Genomic DNA, 15,058 nt, shown 5'->3' with positions numbered 1-15,058 from the left:
GCAGTGAGCACCCCCGACCTTCCCCTCGCCCAGAGCGGCGGCTGCGGCGACGGCTGCGGCTGCGGCGCCGAAGCGGACGACGACACCTACATGGAGTGCGGCCTCGACCCCGCGCTCGCCCAGCTCCTCGCCGACGCCGGGCTCGACCCCCTGGAGGTCGAGGACATCGCGAACGTCGCCATCCAGGAGGACCTCGACCACGGCGTGGACGTGACGACCGTCGCGACCATCCCCGAGGACGCCGTCTCCACCGCCGACTTCGTCGCCCGTGACGCGGGCGTCGTCGCGGGCCTGCGGGTGGCCGAGGCGGTCATCTCCGTGGTCTGCACCGACGAGTTCGAGGTGGAGCGGCACGTCGAGGACGGCGACCGGGTCGAGGCGGGCCAGAAGCTCCTCAGCGTCACCACCCGCACCCGCGACCTCCTCACCGCCGAGCGCAGCGCGCTGAACCTGCTGTGCCGGCTGTCCGGCATCGCGACCACCACGCGCGCGTGGGCGGACGCCCTGGAGGGCACCAGCACCCGCGTGCGCGACACCCGCAAGACGACGCCGGGCTTGCGCGCCCTGGAGAAGTTCGCCGTGCGCATGGGCGGCGGCGTCAACCACCGCATGTCGTTGTCGGACGCGGCACTGGTCAAGGACAACCACGTGGTCGCCGCCGGAGGCGTCGCCCAGGCCTTCGAGGCCGTCCGCGAGGCCTTCCCGGAGGTGCCGATCGAGGTCGAGGTCGACACGCTGCACCAGCTGCGCGAGGTCGTGGACGCGGGGGCCGACCTGATCCTTCTCGACAACTTCACGCCCGTCGAGTGCGAGGAGGCGGTGGCCATCGTGGAGGGCCGGGCCCTTCTCGAGGCCTCGGGGCGGCTCACCCTCGCGGGCGCCGGGGTGTACGCGAAGACCGGCGTCGACTTCCTGGCAGTGGGCGCGCTGACCCACTCCTCGCCGATCCTGGACATCGGCCTGGACCTGCGCGAGGCATCGACGGACCAGGCCTCGACGGACGAGGCGGAGTAGGACTCATGCTGCTCACCATCGATGTCGGCAACACGCACACCGTCCTCGGTCTCTTCGACGGCGAGGAGATCGTCGAGCACTGGCGCATCTCCACGGACGCCCGCCGCACGGCCGACGAGCTCGCCGTGCTCCTCCAGGGCCTGATGGGCATGCATCCACTGCTCGGCGAGGAACTGGGCGACGGCATCGACGGCATCGCGATCTGCTCGACAGTCCCGTCCGTACTGCACGAGCTGCGCGAGGTGACCCGCCGCTACTACGGCGATGTCCCCGCTGTGCTGGTGGAACCCGGCATCAAGACCGGCGTACCGATCCTGATGGACAACCCCAAGGAGGTGGGCGCCGACCGCATCATCAACGCGGTGGCGGCCGTCGAGCTCTACGGGGGACCGGCCATCGTCGTCGACTTCGGTACGGCGACCACCTTCGACGCGGTCTCCGCGCGCGGGGAGTACACGGGCGGTGTCATCGCGCCCGGCATCGAGATCTCCGTCGAGGCGCTCGGGGTGCGGGGGGCGCAGCTGCGCAAGATCGAGCTGGCCCGGCCGCGGGCGGTCATCGGCAAGAACACCGTCGAGGCGATGCAGTCCGGCATCATCTACGGGTTCGCGGGCCAGGTGGACGGGGTCGTCAACCGGATGGTCCGCGAGCTCACCGAGGATCCCGACGACGTCACCGTCATCGCCACGGGTGGCCTGGCTCCGATGGTTCTCGGCGAGTCCTCCGTCATCGACGAACACGAGCCGTGGCTCACGCTGATCGGGCTGCGCCTGGTCTACGAACGCAACGTGTCCCGCACCTGACCCCAGCCGTCAGGGGCGCGGGGAACTGCGCGAGCAACCCCACCGCCCCGCAGGCGAAGGGATCGGGTGGATCGGGTGGATCGGGGTTCGGGGCGGAGCCCCGTCGGGGGCGCCGTCGGGTCCACCGGCCCGCGGTCGACCCCCCCGCCGACCCCCGGAGGGACACGCGCAGGCGCTATGCGGATTTTGTCTGATTAGCGCGTATCGTCGCCGCATGCCCACGCCCTACGGATCCCGCGGCGGCATGGCGTTCGGAGCGCAGGAGCTGCGTGTGCTCCGTCGCGCTCTCGCCCTCGCCCTCCACCCCGCCCCCGCCTCGGCCGAAGACGTCCAGGACTGCCTCCGCCTCGCCGAGTCCGTCGACGAGGCGACCCGCGAGGGAGCCAGGCTCAGGGCCTTCCTGCTGGCCGACCTCGCCCGGTACCGGACCGCCCTGCCCGGTACCGCCGCCGGCTACCTCGTCCTCCTGGAGGAGGCCCTCGGCTCGGGCTACCGTCCCGACCCCGACGACCTCGCCGCGCTCCGGGCGCTGCGCGGCAACCCCACTGCCGCCGCCCTCCTGGACCGCTGCCGCCCCCACGCCGAGCAGGACGTCCGTACCCGCCTCGCGGGCCACGGCCCCACGCCCACGGTCCCGGCGTCCCGTACCCGCCTGACGGCTCTCCCCGGCGGCCTGGCCGCGACCTCGGCCGCGGAGGAACCCGCGAAGAAGCCCGCGGGCAGTCCCGCCACCGAGCCGCGGCCGCAGTCCCCGGCCAGGAGCCCGCGTCCGGACCGTCCGATCCCGACCCCGGGCGAGGTCTTCCCGCCGAAGCGAAAGCCGGCGCCGCCACCGGCGAACCCGCCGCAGCAGCTCGCCGCGGGCTAGCTACTCTGGGGGCATGGACTACGTCTCCGCGCTGGTGCCCCCTGTAGTGATGGCCGTGTTCTTCATCGGGTTGATCGTGACGATCGTGAAGACCCAGGGCGGGGCCAACAAGTCGAAGGAGGACGCGGTCGTCGACGCCGCGCTCGCGCGCGCGGAGAGCGCCCGCCAGGCCTCCCCCGACATCAAGGCCTGACCTCCCCGACCGACGCGGCCCGCGTCCCGGTCGGGGGTGCTCATCGGCGTACGACTCATGCGTTCTCATACGTTTTTCGAGTCGTACGCCCTTTTTGTCACTGATCTCCCACTATTGTTCTGAACTGTGCCTCGCCCATTGGGAGAACTCGAAGACGCGGTCATGACGCGGGTGTGGAAGTGGAACCGCCCGGTGACCGTTCGAGAAGTCCTGGAAGACCTTCAACAGGAACGGTCCATCGCGTACACCACGGTGATGACCGTTTTGGACAATCTCCATCAGAAGGGCTGGGTGCGCCGGGAGGCGGAAGGCCGGGCCTATCGATATGAGGCGGTCTCCACGCGTGCCGCCTACTCGGCCGCACTGATGAACGACGCGTGGTCCCAGAGCGACAACCCCGCCGCCGCTCTCGTCGCCTTCTTCGGCATGATGAGCGAGGAACAGCGGCGCGCGCTGCGGGATGCCGTACGGATCGTGCAAGGGCCTGAAGAAGGCCCCGAACAAGGCGCGGGTGGCGGCGAAACACGTGTAACCCCGGACGTCGCCGACGAGAAGCGTGTCGAGAAGTCCGTCGAGAAGCCTGATGAGAAGCCTGATGCGGCGTCGGGTGAGACGCCGGGTAAGGAGTCGGGCGAGAACCCCGACTCGGACCCGGGCGGCACCGGGCGATAGCGTCCGGACATGCCAGCAGAGCATCCAGCACCGCGTCCCGAAGGCACCGCGAAAGCCGTCACCGTCCGGCGGGCCAGGACCGGTGATGTCCCGGCCGTGCGCCGCCTCCTCGACGCGAACGTCCGCCGTGGCATCCTGCTCGACAAAGCGACGGTGACGCTTTACGAGGACATCCAGGAGTTCTGGGTCGCGGAACGCGACGACAACGCCGAGGTGGTCGGCTGCGGTGCGCTGCACGTCATGTGGGAAGACCTCGCGGAAGTGCGCACTCTCGCGGTGAACCCCTCGGTCAAGGGCGTCGGCGTCGGTCATCAGTTGCTGGAGAAGTTGCTGCAGACCGCCCGCTGGCTCGGCGTTCGCCGGGTTTTCTGTCTGACCTTCGAAGTCGACTTCTTCGCGAAGCACGGCTTCGTGGAGATCGGCGAGACGCCTGTCGACAGGGATGTCTACGCCGAGCTGCTGCGTTCCTATGACGAGGGCGTGGCAGAGTTCCTCGGTCTCGAACGAGTGAAACCGAACACCTTGGGCAACAGCCGGATGCTTCTGCATCTGTGATCGCCGGCGACTATTCCGCCCGACCGCCTTGCCCGCGTTCCCTATGTCCGAAACGCGCACGTTTCCGGTCTGCCAGCGGACCCCGAGTCTCACCCAGGGGTTTGTGTTTTTCCAGCAAAAGCGGTTTGCTTTCCGACGTACTGCAGTACTGCATATAACAGGGGACGTGAAACAGCGGCAGACGCCGCAGGCCCTCGACCCTCAAGTTATCGATGAAAGGAAATCCGGTGGCACAGAAGGTTCAGGTCCTTCTTGTCGACGACCTCGACGGTGGCGAGGCGGACGAGACCGTGACGTTCGCGCTGGACGGCAAGACGTACGAAATCGATCTCACGACCGCCAATGCGGACAAGCTCCGTGGCCTTCTCGAGGCCTACGTGAAGGGTGGTCGTCGTACCGGAGGCCGCGCTTCGGGGGGGCGTGGAAAGGCGCGTGTCGCTTCCGGCGGCAGCCAGGACACCGCACAGATCCGCGCGTGGGCGAAGGAGAACGGTTACGAGGTCAACGACCGTGGCCGCGTTCCGGCTTCCATTCGCGAGGCCTACGAGAAGGCCAACGGCTGAGTCGAGGCCCATGGCCCAGCCGAGGTCTACGAGTAGGCCGGCGGCTGGGCGCACGCGCGTCGCAGCCGGACCCGGTGGCACTGCGTCGCCACCGTGTCCACGAGGCGTACGAGATCGGGGGCGCCCCCATCGCCCCCCACGGCCGACAGAGTCGGCAACGAGGGTTCCACCTCGCACCCCGGCTCGGGGGGCCGCAACCAGACGGCGGCCCCCTGTGGACCGGCCCCGCCGGGCCCATCCGTCCCGGCCCCGGCGCCGTCCGCGGTGAGTGGCCCCTCGGGCACCCCCGGCGGCAGCGGAGCCTCGATGCTCCCGCCCGCGCCGATCGCCGTGAGATCGAGCGCGAGAGCGCCCCACTCCAGCCAGTCGAGCAGCCCCGGCAGTTCCTCCGCGCTTCCCGCGGCCACCAGCAGCCACATCCGCGCCCCGTACCGAGCCGGCCACTTTTCCCGCCGAGCCGCCGGAACCTCACGCCGAGCCGCTGGATCCTCCCGCCGAGCCGCCGGAACCTCACGCGGTGCCGATCGGCTCCTGTGCAGTGCCACCGGAGAGGCCGGACCCAGGTGTCGCAGGGCCTTGACGCCCGCCTCCGCGGGGATGTCCAGGACGTCGAAGCGCAGGCCGGAGGCCAGTCGTAACGGTGAACCGGGCACTGTCGCCCAGCCGAGTTCGTTCTCATACCACTGCCGCACCGAGTCGCTCGGGTGGAGCGGGCGGCGAGGGAGGGGGACAGTGGGAAGCATGTCAGGAGCAACCGTCGGAAGGGCTCCAGAGTTACGCTGGGTGTTTCATTATGTGCGCAGAGTATCGGAACAAGGGGCTCGTGAGGGCGATCGGTGGCGCAAGGGTGTTCGCCCATAGCGGAGGGAACCGGTGCGCGCGGCATGGAGTGTCAGTGCGTACGGGTAAGACATCCCTAGTGGGAGGGTCGACACGCATGGCTCAGGCATCTCACGTTCGCCATCGGCGTACAGCTGGTGAGGGTATCTGCCTGGCCTGCGGGAACATCGTCTCGCACCATCAGGTTGGACAGGATGTCGGCGTTCGGGGTCAGGAGGCCAAGGACGGTGTCGGCAGTTGGAATGAGCGGTCCCCGCTTGCGGGACTAAGCTGCGGAAGGACAGGGAGGGGAGCGTCCCCTTACTGCCTGACCGCTCTGAGGAGCGATTAACGATGTTCGAGAGGTTCACCGACCGCGCGCGGCGGGTTGTCGTCCTGGCTCAGGAAGAAGCCCGGATGCTCAACCACAACTACATCGGCACCGAGCACATCCTCCTGGGCCTGATCCACGAGGGTGAGGGTGTCGCCGCTAAGGCCCTGGAGAGCCTCGGGATTTCGCTCGAGGCGGTCCGCCAGCAGGTGGAGGAGATCATCGGGCAGGGGCAGCAGGCCCCGTCCGGGCACATCCCCTTCACCCCCCGTGCCAAGAAGGTCCTGGAGCTGTCGCTCCGCGAGGCCCTTCAGCTGGGCCACAACTACATCGGCACGGAGCACATCCTGCTCGGCCTGATCCGAGAGGGCGAGGGCGTCGCCGCCCAGGTCCTGGTCAAGCTGGGCGCAGACCTCAACCGGGTGCGGCAGCAGGTCATCCAGCTGCTCTCCGGCTACCAGGGCAAGGAGACCGCCACCGCAGGCGGTCCTGCCGAGGGCACCCCCTCCACGTCCCTGGTCCTCGATCAGTTCGGCCGGAACCTCACCCAGGCCGCTCGTGAGTCCAAGCTCGACCCGGTCATCGGGCGCGAGAAGGAGATCGAGCGGGTCATGCAGGTGCTGTCCCGCCGGACCAAGAACAACCCGGTCCTCATCGGCGAGCCCGGCGTCGGCAAGACCGCCGTCGTCGAGGGCCTGGCGCAAGCCATCGTCAAGGGCGAGGTGCCCGAGACCCTCAAGGACAAGCACCTCTACACCCTCGACCTGGGCGCGCTGGTCGCCGGTTCCCGCTACCGCGGTGACTTCGAGGAGCGTCTGAAGAAGGTCCTCAAGGAGATCCGCACCCGCGGCGACATCATCCTGTTCATCGACGAGCTGCACACGCTCGTGGGTGCGGGTGCCGCCGAGGGCGCCATCGACGCGGCGTCGATCCTGAAGCCGATGCTGGCCCGCGGTGAGCTCCAGACCATCGGTGCGACGACTCTGGACGAGTACCGCAAGCACCTCGAGAAGGACGCGGCCCTCGAGCGCCGCTTCCAGCCGATCCAGGTGGCGGAGCCTTCCCTCCCCCACACGATCGAGATCCTCAAGGGCCTGCGCGACCGTTACGAGGCACACCACCGCGTCTCCATCACGGACGAGGCACTGGTCCAGGCCGCGACCCTGGCCGACCGGTACATCTCGGACCGCTTCCTGCCGGACAAGGCGATCGACCTGATCGACGAGGCCGGTTCCCGGATGCGTATCCGCCGGATGACCGCGCCGCCGGACCTCCGTGAGTTCGACGAGAAGATCGCGGGCGTCCGCCGCGACAAGGAGTCGGCCATCGACTCCCAGGACTTCGAGAAGGCGGCCTCTCTCCGTGACAAGGAGAAGCAGCTGCTGGCGGCGAAGGCCAAGCGCGAGAAGGAGTGGAAGGCCGGCGACATGGACGTCGTCGCCGAGGTCGACGGCGAGCTGATCGCCGAGGTCCTCGCGACCGCGACCGGCATCCCCGTCTTCAAGCTGACCGAGGAGGAGTCCTCGCGTCTGCTGCGCATGGAGGACGAGCTCCACAAGCGGGTCATCGGCCAGAAGGACGCCGTCAAGGCGCTCTCGAAGGCGATCCGTCGTACGCGGGCCGGTCTGAAGGACCCGAAGCGTCCGGGTGGTTCGTTCATCTTCGCGGGCCCGTCCGGTGTCGGTAAGACCGAGCTGTCCAAGGCCCTCGCCGAGTTCCTCTTCGGTGACGAGGACGCGCTGATCTCCCTCGACATGTCGGAGTTCAGCGAGAAGCACACGGTCTCGCGTCTCTTCGGTTCCCCGCCCGGATACGTGGGCTACGAAGAGGGCGGTCAGCTGACCGAGAAGGTCCGCCGCAAGCCGTTCTCCGTCGTCCTCTTCGACGAGGTCGAGAAGGCCCACCCGGACATCTTCAACTCGCTGCTGCAGATCCTGGAGGACGGTCGTCTGACCGACTCCCAGGGCCGGGTCGTGGACTTCAAGAACACGGTCATCATCATGACGACCAACCTCGGCACGCGGGACATCTCGAAGGGCTTCAACCTGGGCTTCGCGGCCACGGGTGACACGAAGTCGAACTACGAGCGCATGAAGAACAAGGTCTCGGACGAGCTCAAGCAGCACTTCCGCCCCGAGTTCCTCAACCGCGTCGACGACGTGGTCGTCTTCCCGCAGCTGACGCAGGAGGACATCCTCAAGATCGTCGACCTGATGGTCGGCAAGGTGGACGAGCGCCTCAAGGACCGGGACATGGGCATCGAGCTCTCCCAGTCCGCCAAGGAACTGCTGTCCAAGAAGGGTTACGACCCCGTCCTGGGCGCGCGGCCGCTGCGTCGCACGATCCAGCGCGAGATCGAGGACACGCTCTCGGAGAAGATCCTCTTCGGCGAGCTGCGCCCCGGTCACATCGTGGTCGTCGACACGGAGGGCGAGGGCGACACCAAGACCTTCACCTTCCGCGGTGAGGAGAAGTCGGCACTGCCCGACGTTCCGCCGATCGAGCAGGCCGCGGGTGGGGCAGGACCCAACCTGAGCAAGGAGGCGTAGCGCTCGGCGCTCGCCTGAACGAAGGGGCTGCCCCGGGACCTCGGTCCCGGGGCAGCCCCTTTTTTTCACACCACGCTGTCCGTTTTCTCGAAGGTGACGGCCGCGGTGTCCGGGAGCGATGCCAGGAGATGTTCCGGTACGTCGGTCACGTCCGGGGCGAGATGGAACGTGAGCCTGCGCAAGCCGGGAAAGAGGGCCGGGACATTTGAGAGGTCTTCGTTTCCTGTGAACTTGTTGAGCCGCAGTCTCGTCACGTTCGGCAGTACCGGACCCGCGCTCCACCCGACGGCATTCCAGTTCACCCGAAGTTCTTGTAGAGCGGGAAGCCGGGTGATCTCCTCGAAGTCCTCGGGGGTGAGGTTTTCGGGGAGTGTGGCCAGACTCAGCTGCTTCAGCGAGTGCATATGACTCAGGCCGCGCAATCCCGTGTGCCGCAGAGCGTTCCTGGTGAACCGCAGATACGTCACCGGCAGATTCCGGGGGAGTACCTCGTCGAGGGAGTCCCCCTGCAACGTGATGCCGATGTCGAGCAGACGGAGAGTGCGGGAAGCCGAAAGCGGTGCCAACGCGTCCGGTTTCTCGAGTCCGGGCAGGCCGGCGAGCGAAAACCATTTCAGGGGTAGCTCGGCGAGCGGAGTGAGGTCGTCGACGTACGGGCTGCCGCCGCTGACGTCCAGATGTACGAGCCGTGCCTGATCCGACAGGAAGCTCAGATCACGCAGGACGCGGTTGTCGCGTACGACGAGTTTGGACAGCTGGTCCGGCAGCAGCCCCTCGCGTATGTCGTCCGCGTCGATGTCCCCGACGACCTGGAGCATGGGGCGGCCGCCGAGGTCGCGCAGGGCGCGCAGCCGGTCGACGGAGTGCGCGCAGAAGTACAGGTCGTCCGGTGGCAGATGGGCGATGACGTCGGCCGTGTAGCGCCGGGTGTCGAACCGGTGGGCGGTCCAGGCGAGTTGGGCCCGTACGAGCAGCGACGGATGCGACCGGAAGCGGGACAGGACCGGGAGCGCCGCGTCCGTGCCGATGAGTGACGCGGTGATGACCACGGCCCTGGCCTCGCCGTCGGTGAGCCCTCCAGGCCCGGGCAGCAGCTCCAGGACGAGCGGGCCCGCGTCGGCGAGGGTGCGGGCCTCCTCGGTCGTACGGGGCGGGATGAGCGAGGCGGCGTTGCGCTCCACGGACGCGCGGACGTGGGGGTCGAGTTCCGTGGCGTGTTCCAGCGCGGCCAGGGCGAGAAGTCGTACACGCGTGCCCGCCGTTCCGGACGTCTCCTCGGCGGACCTGGTCAAGTCGGCTAGCAGGGTGGCCCGTTCGCGGGGGCGGGCGTGGGCGACCGCCATCCGGATCACGTCCGACCACTGGGAGTCGAAGGCGCCTCGCACCAGCAGCCCGAAGTCACCGTCCTCCACCGCCGCCCGCGCGCCCAGGTAGTCCTGGAAGGTGCGGTGCACGAACTCGACGGTGCCGAGGGTGGGTTCGCGGAGCAGGCCGCTGCGCACGAGGAGGTGGCGCAGGATCGCCTGGGCGTCGCCCTGCGCGGCGGCGGACGGGAGGGAGGGCAGGACGTCGGCGACGATGCGTTCGGCGCGGTCGCGGTCCATCTCGGACTGGTTGTTGCGGATGAGCCAGTAGGCGAGGCGCTGGAGGAGCTGGATCTGCGGGAGTTCCGTGAGGTGGATGCCGCCCGGACGGTCGGGCGCGAACATGTCCCGCTCCTCGTCGCGGCGCGACAGCAGCATGGACAGGGCGGCGTCGTACAGCTCCTGGCGGCCGTGCGGCAGATAGCCCCGGCGGTCGCGGTGCAGCGCGCAGATCAGCCCGCACATCAGCGGGTTGGTGGCGAGCCGGCCGAGGTCGGGCTTGGTCCCCACGGCGGTGAGGAGGGAGTGTTCGTAGCCGTCGAGGCGGTCGGTGTCCGGGGCGTCCAGCCGGGCCGCCGTGTGCCAGCGGCGGATGAAGGCGGTGACGTCGTCGCGGCTCATCGGGGTGAGTGCGAGCTCGGTGAAGCCGTCCGGGGTGAGCCAGTCCTCGCGGACGGCCGAGGGGCGGGAGGTCACCAGCCACTGGTTGCCGGGGTAGACGTCGAGCAGCTCGCGCAGCCAGCGGCGGGTCCGCTCGCGGTCGCGTTCGGGGATCTCGTCGATGCCGTCGACGAGGAGCAGCCCGCGCCCGGCGCCGAGGACGCGGTCGCTCCAGCCGTCCGGCTGGGTGGCGTGGAAGGGCACGCGTGCGGCGGCGAGGAAACCGTCCGGTGCCGGGAGTCCGTCGGGGCGGCGGACGAGGGTGCGCAGGGGCAGGACGAACGGGATCCGGTCGCCGCGCTCGCCCCGGGCCGCGGTCACGGCCAGCCACTGCACGAGGGTGGTCTTGCCGGACCCCGCCACTCCGCGCAGCAGCACCAGGTCCTGTTCGGAGAGGACCTGTTCGGCGGGGAGGGTGCTGCCGGCGGCCGCGATGTGTGTCCCGCCCGGGCCGGTCGCCTCCGCGTCCTCGGCGGCCCGCACGGCCCGCAGGCTGAGGTAGGCGGCGTCGAGGGGCCAGCGCTCGGGGGAGTTGACGAGGTCGATGCCGTAGATGGTGAGCCGGCTGTGCTTGGTCGCGAGGTACGCGAGGTACCGCTGTTCGAACGCGGGATCCGTGCCGCCGGCCGGCGGTGTCCGCGCGATCAGAGCGTCCACCTTGGCGATGAGTTCACTCTGCTTCCGGCTCTGCTCGACCAGCGTGCGGGCCACGAAGGCCGAGCGCTGGGTGAAGAAGTGCAGGATGTGCAGACAGGCCGCGCTCAGGATCCGCTCGTAGAACAGGGTGGCGTCGAAGGAGAGATCGCGCTCGGGGTTGCCGCTCGCGGCGCGCAGCCGCAGGGCGAGCGCCTCGTGACCGAGTTCCACGGCCTGTACGTCGGTCATGGCGAGGTCCCCGAGGGCGTGCAGCGTGTCGGCGAGGGCGTGGACGACGGCCTGCTCCTCGTCGGCGGCCAGCGGGCGTTCCCCGGTGCGCAGGGCCCGCGCGACCAGCTCGGCGGCGAGCTTGGTCAGCTCCTTCTCCCCGACGGTCCGTTTCTCACCCCTGAAGGAGACGAATCCGGAGATCCGCACCGGCTTCTCGACCAGCCCGGCGCCCGGCCCGTCCGCCACGAACAGCTTCTTGACGAGCGGCGTGACCACGCTCGAGGCCAACTTGGCACCTATGGCTGCTGGTTCCATGTCGCTCCCCCGGACGGCACGGTGACGCTGCTCCGGTCAGCCTAGGGCCTGTCCGGTGGATCACGTCGGAGGGAAGCGACGAAGGGGTCGCGCCGGAGGCCGAACGAAGCCTTGGGACACCCCCGTGCGGTGACATGACGCACAGGCGATTTGTCCGTTACTAGGTCGGGTAGTGGAAGACGCCGAGGGGGCAAAACGGACTTAATGGTGCGGAACCCCCATGGGGTGTGCGGGGGTGGGGAGGGGGGTGCCGCGAGGGCCGTACTTCACCGGAACGCAACGCCTGTAAGTGGAGTTAAACGTCTCTACTACGAAAAATCGGGCGTATTCGATACGGGGTGGGGCGTCTGTCAAGAAGGGGGAAATTTTAGGGTGAACTACGACCTGGCGTCGTAGATGGGCATTTTGTAGGTCTGCCAGGAGTCGGGTTACCAAGGGATGGCCCACCCGGCGACGACCAGTCCACGGGTGGACCTGACTCCCGTCCCCGTCCCCATGAGGTTCCCGATGTCGAAGCGCGTCACGTCCCGCCACTCCCGTATGTCCCTGCTCCGCTCCAGGGCGGCCGTCCTGGCCGTCGGCGTGGGTGCCACGGCCGTACTGGGTGCCGGGGTCGCGGCCGCCGCCACCGAGGCGGCCCCGCAGGCCGCCGTGAAGACGGCCGCCGCCAAGACGGCCGCCTCCTGGGTCGACCCGGTGAAGAAGTACACGCTTTCCGCGGGCTTCAACCAGGCCGGCAACCTGTGGCAGCACAACCACTCCGGGCAGGACTTCGCCGTGCCCACCGGTACCGAGGTCGTCGCCGCTCACGGCGGCACCGTCGTCAAGGCCGGCGGCAACGGCGCCGGTGACGGTCCCGCGTACGGCAACGCCATCGTCATCAAGCACGGCAACGGGACCTACTCGCAGTACGCCCACCTGTCCCGGATAGACGTGCGGATCGGGCAGGTCGTCGGGACCGGCCAGCACATCGCGCTCTCCGGCAGCACCGGCAACTCCACCGGCCCGCACCTGCACTTCGAGATCCGTACGACCCCGAACTACGGTTCCGCGGTCAACCCGGTCGTCTTCCTGCGCGCCCAGGGTGTGACCGTCTAAGACGCCTCAGGGGTGACGGTCGCGCCGCCGTGCGCCTGTGTCACCAAGTCGATCGCGACCTCCAGGACGGCCTTGCGCTTCTCCTCGGGGTCGCCTTCGACGTCCTTGAGCAGGAACATCCCGGCGTGCATCGAGAACAGCGCGCTGACGCAGCGCACCTGGTCCGTCAGATCGGCGTCCGGCTCCTTGAGCAGGCCGACCATCCGGATCATGCGGTCCTTGAAGTCCTCGCCCGTGCGCAGCTCGCGGACGGCCGCCTGGTTCTCCTGCATGAAGCGGAAGAGCGGGGCCGCCTCGGCGAGCGCGTTGCTGTAGCGGCGCAGGATCTCCTGCTTCGTCTCCAGCGTGCGAGGCTGCTGCCGCGCCCACTCGATCAGCTCGTCCATGGGCCGGGACAGGTCCTGGAAGAGACTGATGAGGATGTCTTCCTTGGTCTTGAAGTGGTAGTAGAGCGCCGCCTTCGTGACGTCGAGGTGCTCGGCGATCTCGCGCAGCGAGGTCTTCTCGTAGCCGTGCTCGGAGAAGAGTTCGAGGGCGACGTCCTGGATGCGCTGGCGGGTGTCCCCGCGCCGCTGTCGCTTGGTGCCGTCCATGGTGTCGCCGCCCATCTCTGTACTCCTCGCACTCCTCGAAACGTTACGTGTCGTCCGACTGGCAAATCCAGGAAAACTTACTTGACGCCCGGCTAGTTACCGGTCTAACTTCCCTCAGTGTAGTCAACTTGCCGGGCGGCAAGTAAGTACCCAGGGGAGTGGAACCGTGGCGGACAACAAGGAAGCGGTCATAGAGACCGAGAAACAGCCGCGCAGCGTACGCGTCGTGCTGCTCGCGCTCATGATCACGATGATGCTGGCGATGCTCGACAACATGATCGTGGGCACGGCGATGCCGACGATCGTGGGCGAGCTGGGCGGCCTCGAGCACCTGTCATGGGTCGTGACCGCGTACACCCTCGCGACCGCCGCCTCCACCCCCATCTGGGGCAAGCTCGGCGACATGTACGGGCGCAAGGGCGCCTTCATGACCTCGATCGTGATCTTCCTGGTCGGCTCCGCGCTCAGCGGTATGGCCCAGGACATGGGTCAGCTGATCGGCTTCCGTGCCGTTCAGGGTCTGGGCGCCGGCGGTCTGATGGTCGGCGTCATGGCGATCATCGGTGACCTGATTCCGCCGCGGGAGCGCGGCAAGTACCAGGGCATGATGGCCGGCATCATGGCCCTCGCCATGATCGGCGGACCGCTCATCGGCGGCACCATCACCGACCACTGGGGCTGGCGCTGGTCCTTCTACATCAACCTGCCGCTGGGCATCGTCGCGCTCCTCGCCATCAGCGCCGTACTGCACCTGCCGAAGAAGCGCCTCAAGGCGAAGATCGACTACCTCGGTGCCGGACTGCTGGCCCTCGGCATCTCGTCCATCGTGCTGGTCACCACCTGGGGCGGCAGCGAGTACGCCTGGGGCTCGGCCAGGATCATGGAGCTCATCGGCATCGGCGTCGCCGCGCTGGTCGGCTTCGTCTTCGTGCAGACCAAGGCCGCCGCGCCGATCATGCCGCTGCACATCTTCCGCAGCCGCAACTTCACGCTGATGTCGATCATCGGCTTCATCACCGGTTTCGTGATGTTCGGCGCCACTCTCTTCCTGCCGCTCTACCAGCAGTCCGTGCAGGGCGCGTCCGCGACCAACTCCGGGCTGCTCCTGCTGCCGATGCTCGGCGCGATGCTGGTGACCTCGATGGTCGCCGGCCGGGTCACCACCGGCACCGGGCGCTACAAGGCCTTCCCGATCGTCGGCGGCGTTCTCATGGCGGTCGGTCTGTTCCTGCTCTCCCAGATGGACACCGGCACGACCCGGTTCACCTCCGGGCTGTACATGGCGGTGCTCGGCCTCGGTATGGGCTGCCTGATGCAGATCACCATGCTGGTCGCGCAGAACAGCGTCGAGATGAAGGACATGGGCGTCGCGTCCTCGTCCACCACCCTCTTCCGTACGCTCGGATCGTCCTTCGGTGTCGCGATCATGGGTGCGCTGTTCAACCACCGGGTCCAGGACGTGATGGCCGAGCGGGCCGGGGTGCTGGGGTCCAAGGTCACCGAGCAGTCGGCGCAGCTGGACGCGGCCAGCCTGGCCAAGCTGCCGGCCGCGGCGCGGGAGGCCTACCAGTACGCGGTGTCCTCCGGTACGCACTCCGCGTTCCTGCTGGGCGCGGTGGTGTCGCTGGGCGCGCTGGTGGCCGCGGTGTTCGTGAAGGAGGTCCCGCTGCGGGGAGCGGGGGCGCCGGCGGCGGACGAGGCCGAGGGTGCGGTGAACGACTCGACGCCGAAGCCGACGGTCGCCGAGACCGTCTGACATCACCGACCTCGCCCGATCCACCCCTGCCTGATCCG

The 15,058-nt window shown here is 68.6% G+C and carries 13 protein-coding genes; 10 read left to right on the top strand and 3 right to left on the bottom strand.

Annotated elements, in window-relative coordinates; all coding sequences use genetic code 11:
- The first annotated feature begins 3 nt into the window (after positions 1-3).
- The 7 genes from nadC (at position 4) to OG568_RS23355 (ending at position 4,668) form a co-directional block, all read left to right on the top strand.
- The gene (gene nadC, locus OG568_RS23385) at positions 4-1,014 is read left to right on the top strand and encodes a carboxylating nicotinate-nucleotide diphosphorylase (RefSeq protein WP_329532983.1); all 1,011 of its coding nucleotides are present in this window, start codon (positions 4-6) and stop codon (positions 1,012-1,014) included.
- A gap of 5 nt (positions 1,015-1,019) precedes the next feature.
- Positions 1,020-1,817 carry a type III pantothenate kinase gene (locus OG568_RS23380; protein WP_266437827.1) on the top strand — a complete coding sequence of 266 codons (798 nt, stop codon included), beginning with the start codon at positions 1,020-1,022 and terminating at the stop codon, positions 1,815-1,817.
- Between the two features lie 244 nt (positions 1,818-2,061).
- Positions 2,062-2,685, top strand: a complete 624-nt coding sequence (locus OG568_RS23375) for a hypothetical protein (protein ID WP_329536423.1) — start codon at positions 2,062-2,064, stop codon at positions 2,683-2,685.
- Between the two features lie 13 nt (positions 2,686-2,698).
- Positions 2,699-2,878 (top strand): hypothetical protein, encoded by a 180-nt coding sequence (locus tag OG568_RS23370; RefSeq protein ID WP_095853288.1) that lies wholly within the window; start codon positions 2,699-2,701, stop codon positions 2,876-2,878.
- A gap of 126 nt (positions 2,879-3,004) precedes the next feature.
- Positions 3,005-3,550 (top strand): BlaI/MecI/CopY family transcriptional regulator, encoded by a 546-nt coding sequence (locus tag OG568_RS23365; protein ID WP_329532982.1) that lies wholly within the window; start codon positions 3,005-3,007, stop codon positions 3,548-3,550.
- A gap of 9 nt (positions 3,551-3,559) precedes the next feature.
- Positions 3,560-4,105 (top strand): amino-acid N-acetyltransferase, encoded by a 546-nt coding sequence (locus OG568_RS23360; RefSeq protein WP_329532981.1) that lies wholly within the window; start codon positions 3,560-3,562, stop codon positions 4,103-4,105.
- 227 nt (positions 4,106-4,332) lie between these two features.
- Positions 4,333-4,668, top strand: a complete 336-nt coding sequence (locus OG568_RS23355) for a histone-like nucleoid-structuring protein Lsr2 (protein WP_266584564.1) — start codon at positions 4,333-4,335, stop codon at positions 4,666-4,668.
- A gap of 26 nt (positions 4,669-4,694) precedes the next feature.
- Here OG568_RS23355 and OG568_RS23350 read toward each other — a convergent pair whose 3' ends face one another.
- Positions 4,695-5,411, bottom strand: a complete 717-nt coding sequence (locus OG568_RS23350; RefSeq protein WP_329532980.1) for an SCO3374 family protein — start codon at positions 5,409-5,411, stop codon at positions 4,695-4,697.
- Positions 5,412-5,841: 430 nt separating this feature from the next.
- Here OG568_RS23350 and OG568_RS23345 point away from each other — a divergent pair, with 430 nt between their 5' ends.
- Positions 5,842-8,367, top strand: coding sequence for an ATP-dependent Clp protease ATP-binding subunit (locus tag OG568_RS23345; protein WP_054237510.1), 2,526 nt, complete (start codon positions 5,842-5,844; stop codon positions 8,365-8,367).
- Between the two features lie 65 nt (positions 8,368-8,432).
- Here the strand turns inward: OG568_RS23345 and OG568_RS23340 are convergent, their stop codons facing one another.
- The gene (locus OG568_RS23340; protein WP_329532979.1) at positions 8,433-11,573 is read right to left on the bottom strand and encodes an NACHT domain-containing protein; all 3,141 of its coding nucleotides are present in this window, start codon (positions 11,571-11,573) and stop codon (positions 8,433-8,435) included.
- Between the two features lie 507 nt (positions 11,574-12,080).
- On the opposite strand from OG568_RS23340, the gene OG568_RS23335 reads away from it, so the two are divergent.
- A complete protein-coding gene (locus OG568_RS23335) occupies positions 12,081-12,671 on the top strand; it encodes a M23 family metallopeptidase (protein ID WP_266437806.1) in 591 nt (196 codons plus the stop codon).
- On the opposite strand, the gene OG568_RS23330 is transcribed toward OG568_RS23335, so the two are convergent.
- Positions 12,668-13,279, bottom strand: a complete 612-nt coding sequence (locus OG568_RS23330; RefSeq protein WP_329532978.1) for a TetR/AcrR family transcriptional regulator — start codon at positions 13,277-13,279, stop codon at positions 12,668-12,670. The genes OG568_RS23335 and OG568_RS23330 overlap by 4 nt on opposite strands.
- Positions 13,280-13,430: 151 nt before the next feature.
- Between OG568_RS23330 and OG568_RS23325 the strand changes: the two genes are divergently transcribed.
- On the top strand, positions 13,431-15,020 hold the full coding sequence (locus OG568_RS23325) for an MDR family MFS transporter (protein WP_266584570.1): 1,590 nt from the start codon (positions 13,431-13,433) through the stop codon (positions 15,018-15,020).
- The last annotated feature ends 38 nt before the right edge of the window (positions 15,021-15,058 follow it).

This window comes from Streptomyces sp. NBC_01450, from assembly GCF_036227505.1.
In the GTDB taxonomy this organism is placed as follows: domain Bacteria; phylum Actinomycetota; class Actinomycetes; order Streptomycetales; family Streptomycetaceae; genus Streptomyces.
Note: the sequence above shows the minus strand (reverse complement) of the source record. Positions and strands in the feature narration are given on the sequence as shown.

Excerpts from the sequence above, each read along its gene's own strand:
- OG568_RS23380 (WP_266437827.1), top strand. The coding sequence starts at position 1,020 with ATGCTGCTCACCATCGATGTCGGCAACACGCACACCGTCCTCGGTCTC.
- OG568_RS23340 (WP_329532979.1), bottom strand. The coding sequence starts at position 11,573 with ATGGAACCAGCAGCCATAGGTGCCAAGTTGGCCTCGAGCGTGGTCACG.
- OG568_RS23345 (WP_054237510.1), top strand. The coding sequence starts at position 5,842 with ATGTTCGAGAGGTTCACCGACCGCGCGCGGCGGGTTGTCGTCCTGGCT.
- OG568_RS23330 (WP_329532978.1), bottom strand. The coding sequence starts at position 13,279 with ATGGGCGGCGACACCATGGACGGCACCAAGCGACAGCGGCGCGGGGAC.
- OG568_RS23370 (WP_095853288.1), top strand. The coding sequence starts at position 2,699 with ATGGACTACGTCTCCGCGCTGGTGCCCCCTGTAGTGATGGCCGTGTTC.
- OG568_RS23350 (WP_329532980.1), bottom strand. The coding sequence starts at position 5,411 with ATGCTTCCCACTGTCCCCCTCCCTCGCCGCCCGCTCCACCCGAGCGAC.
- OG568_RS23375 (WP_329536423.1), top strand. The coding sequence starts at position 2,062 with ATGGCGTTCGGAGCGCAGGAGCTGCGTGTGCTCCGTCGCGCTCTCGCC.
- OG568_RS23360 (WP_329532981.1), top strand. The coding sequence starts at position 3,560 with ATGCCAGCAGAGCATCCAGCACCGCGTCCCGAAGGCACCGCGAAAGCC.
- OG568_RS23335 (WP_266437806.1), top strand. The coding sequence starts at position 12,081 with ATGTCGAAGCGCGTCACGTCCCGCCACTCCCGTATGTCCCTGCTCCGC.